This is a genomic window from Campylobacter sp. CNRCH_2015_0814 (genome assembly GCF_025772765.1).
Lineage (GTDB): Bacteria > Campylobacterota > Campylobacteria > Campylobacterales > Campylobacteraceae > Campylobacter_D.
Window position 1 is genome coordinate 1 of sequence record NZ_JAKMSR010000035.1, and the last position, 952, is coordinate 952.

Annotated in this window: 2 protein-coding genes; both read left to right on the forward strand. The window is 24.5% G+C overall.

What is annotated here, in order from left to right:
* The coding region (locus L8X24_RS07895; RefSeq protein WP_263664339.1) for a hypothetical protein at window positions 1-477 on the forward strand (477 nt) is incomplete at its 5' end.
* 219 nt (window positions 478-696) lie between these two features.
* Window positions 697-909 (forward strand): hypothetical protein, encoded by a 213-nt coding sequence (locus L8X24_RS07900; protein WP_263664340.1) that lies wholly within the window; start codon window positions 697-699, stop codon window positions 907-909.
* Window positions 910-952 lie beyond the last annotated feature (43 nt).

Genomic DNA, 952 nt, shown 5'->3' on the forward strand with positions numbered 1-952 from the left:
ATTGAATTTAATGGTGTTACAGATTATTTAAAAAATAAATCTTTGTTTAAATTTACTTATATAGATAGAACTGGAGAAAAAGAATTTACTTCTGAGGAAATTAATATATTTCAATATACTCCAAAGCTATTTGTTTATCGTTCGATTATAAAATATTACGATACGGATTATATGACTTTGGATTATGGAAAAAAAGGATCTAAAGTTAAATGGGTAGTTTCTGGTCCTGTGAAGATTGTGCAAAAGGATGATCATTTTATTTCAGCTGAAGGAATAAGAGGCTATGCAGTATTAAAACTAAAGGGATTAATTCCAAATGGTGAAGATATTCGTGTTTATGCTGCAGCCATGGGCCATACTTATAGTACGATTATAAAATATGTTGAAAGATTGCCTCATGTAATGTTGTATCCTAAATATGAAAATTATTGTAGAGTATCAAATTCATCTTTAATTTTAAAAGATAAGGAAAGATAATGGTATCTAGAATAGGAGATTTTAATTTTGTTATTCTCAACTCATTTAAAGCAAATTATTTTTTTAGGTTTATTGGTAAAACAGTATTTTTTATTTTGAAAAGTAATAATATACCATGGATTTATTTTTTCATTTTACAATTTTATGCAATTTCTATCTCTGTTAGCTCAGCTTTCAGAGGTAGATATTAAAGCTCTTATAGAATATAAAGATTTATTATTGAAAGCATTGTCATCTTTAAATGAATCAAAAACATTTGATACAAAAGAATGTACACAACTTGTTAATATTCTTGAAGAAACTTTTTTAGATAAACTCCAAATAGGAGAAAGCAAAAAGAAAGAAATTTGCAAAAATATCAAAAATACTAAAAAATCATTGGAAAATGTTTTTTTGAAAATCAAGCTACAATGCAAAACTAATAAGAAATAATAAAATTAAAATACAATAAATATAAAATAATAATTAAATGGTG